The sequence below is a fragment of the Cupriavidus basilensis OR16 genome (genome assembly GCF_000243095.1).
Lineage (GTDB): Bacteria > Pseudomonadota > Gammaproteobacteria > Burkholderiales > Burkholderiaceae > Cupriavidus > Cupriavidus basilensis_D.
Genome location: NZ_AHJE01000106.1, coordinates 1 through 2,686 on the forward strand (window position 1 = coordinate 1; position 2,686 = coordinate 2,686).

Annotated in this window: 3 protein-coding genes; all 3 read left to right on the plus strand. The window is 60.0% G+C overall.

Features of this window, described 5'->3' with window-relative positions:
* Window positions 1-1,981: DUF637 domain-containing protein (locus tag OR16_RS44980; protein ID WP_006162885.1), on the plus strand; the 1,981-nt coding region annotated here is incomplete at its 5' end.
* A 14-nt stretch (window positions 1,982-1,995) separates the two neighbouring features.
* Entirely contained in the window at window positions 1,996-2,403 is a 408-nt protein-coding gene (locus tag OR16_RS32070; RefSeq protein WP_006162887.1) for a hypothetical protein, read from the plus strand.
* A 26-nt stretch (window positions 2,404-2,429) separates the two neighbouring features.
* A partial coding sequence (locus tag OR16_RS46630; protein ID WP_237717301.1) for a hypothetical protein occupies window positions 2,430-2,686 on the plus strand: 257 nt, incomplete at its 3' end.

Here is a 2,686-nt window from a genome sequence, read left to right on the forward strand (position 1 = left end):
CGGCAGCATCGACGCCGCGCCCAACGTGGTGGACATCGGCACCTCGGCCTACAAGGCCCAGGGCGGCTGGAACGTGATCACCGGCACGGTGGTGCAGCCGGGCGGGTTCATGAGCGCGATGCGCATGCACATCGAGGCCGACAGCATCAACGCGGTCAACAACGCGTTCCTGATCCGCAACGCCGACGGCACGGTCGACGAGGCCGCGACCGTGGCGCTGGTGAATCAGCTGAAGGCCAACCTTGGTTTGAATTACACCGAGGGCACGGTCGCTGACGATATTCATACGCAGTTTATTAAGGAGAAGAAGGGCGGGCTCGGCCCCATCGGCATGGTGGTGGCGATGGTGGCGGCGGTAGCGATTTCGATTGTGACGGCGGGGGCTGGGACAGCAATTGTGGGCGCGGCATATTCCGCCGTCATGGGCGCCACGGTCGCGGCCGGCGCATCATTCGCGGCTGCCGGCATCGGGGCGGCAATGTCGCTGGCGGTGTCGGGGCTGATAGCCGGCACGCTGTCGAGCATGGCGAGCCAACTGATCACCACAGGCTCGCTGAACATGGGCGCGGCGCTCAAGGCCGGCATTGTCTCGGGGGCAACAGCAGGCCTTACGCAGGGCGGGCTGGGTGGATTGGACCTCGGTGATGTCGGCATCAAGAGCATCAGCGACAGCCTTGTCAAGGGCAGTTGGGACGCTGTCCAGTCCAACCTCGGCGGCTATGTCGCAGCGAGCGTGGTGCGCTCGGCGATTAGCGCCGGAGTCAACACCGTGGCCTATGGCGGCAGCTTCGGCCAGGCCTTTGCGAACGGGCTGGTGCGGGATGCGGCGGCGGTTGGGGCCAACGCCATCGGTGTGAAGCTGCCGGGCATTGGCATGGTCAACCCGGATACCGGCACGATCCTGGCTAACGCGGCTAGTCACGCGCTCCTTGGATGTGCTGCGGCTAGTTTGAGTGGGGGCGATTGCGCGGGTGGTGCGGTTGGCGGGGCGGCTAGCGCGATTGCGGCGCCGCTGATTCGGGATGGCCTCTATGCGGGCAGCCAGACTGTCATTGACAACGGTGACGGCACGCTGACCGTCAAGTATGAGAACACCAGCTACAACGCGGCGACCGTCGCGTTGGCCACGTTGATTGGCGGCTCTGCCGGTGCATTGCTGGGGACCAATGCTACAGCCGCCACGCTGGCAGCGCAGAACGAGGCACTGAACAACTCGACGTCCGACAAGGTTGTAAAGTGGGCCAAGGAGACCTACCAAGATCCTCTTGGGGATTTGGCGCGTTGGGGCAAGGAGTTCCTTGGCATGCTACCTGGGCAGACGCCGCCGACCGAGGCGAATCCGCTGGTAGATGTCACAAACGGCGGTAATCCGCCTGCCACAGGCGGTGCGGTGGTAACGCCGCCGGTGGCGGCCTGCTCTCCAGGTGGCCCGTGCCTAATGACGCCTCCGCTTGTTTCACCGGGAGCGCCAGGCAATGCAGTTCTTTCGAGCGGAAACAGCGAAAGTGGATCGGGGAGCGGCTCCGGGAGTAGCACGAGCGGTCTACCAACAACGGACGCCGTTTCTGTAAGCGGAAACCGCTCAATCGATAAGGCTCAAAGTTATGAAAATGCTGTCCAAGGGATGTACAACAAAACTCCCTTCGCGGAGCGGCAATATGCGGCCGTTGTAAATGGTCAGCGGGTTAGCGGTGTTGCTGACGATGTGGCGATTCTTGACGGGAAACTCACTGCCGTAGAGGCGAAATACGCAGACGATTGGTCCACGTCGCTCCGTAACCCCAGCAGTCCCTATGGGATGAGCCCGTGGGCTCGCGCGGAACAGCAGAACATGGTCACTCAAGCGCAAAAGTATGCTGCGGGCTTCGATGGGGGCGTGGTGTACCATACCAACAGCCCGCAACTTGCAGCCTACTACAGTCAGGTGTTTCGCAACGCGGGGGTCAAGAATTTCAAATTCGTGATTACTCCGATCAAGTGATGAGGAGGGGAGCTATGACCAGCCAATTGGAGCGGCTAGAGCAGACTCTAGGCGGGAAGCTTGAGAGGCAGGGCGCTCGGGTGATCCCGGGCACTGTCGCTGTAGAGGGTACGGAGTTTGTCTATTTCGCTGATGATGGTAAGTACAAGTTCCGGAAACAATTTAGAAACCTAACAGAATTCACTAATCCGCCGATTGCTAAGAGCGGAGGGGTCAACGAGCGAGGTTGTAAAATAACCTTGTCTAGTGGTCAGCTGTTTCATGCAATTGGCTACCACGGCGACCTTGAGGGCTGGCGGAAGGACATAGAGGCTGGCGCACAGGCGATGCACCTCCTGCTGGCCCGGATCGAAGGCGACAAGTTCGTGGTCTCGGATGGCCGCCTGTTTCCATTGAGTGAGTGCAAGATCGAGTTCGACTGACACTGGAAGATTACCGCTACCAACCAGTGAGCAATCACGACAAGACCCGGCTTCGGCCGGGTTCGTCAATTCTGCAGGGGATGCTCTACGGCTCCTGTGAGGGACTGGATTATTTTGGAATCGATGAAATTGGCCAGGGATCTTTGTTGGTATTGACGCCGAGAATTTTTGATGAGGTGGATAATTTTGCGCTATTCTCAACCCGGCGAGCGGAAGCCAAAAAGCTGTTCAGGCCGGGATTATTTCGCATCACCAATGAACCCCGTTTTAGAGCATCGCCGAT

Bases quoted from the DNA above. Each gene is read 5' to 3' on its own strand.
- OR16_RS32070 (WP_006162887.1), top strand. From the start codon at position 1,996: ATGACCAGCCAATTGGAGCGGCTAGAGCAGACTCTAGGCGGGAAGCTT.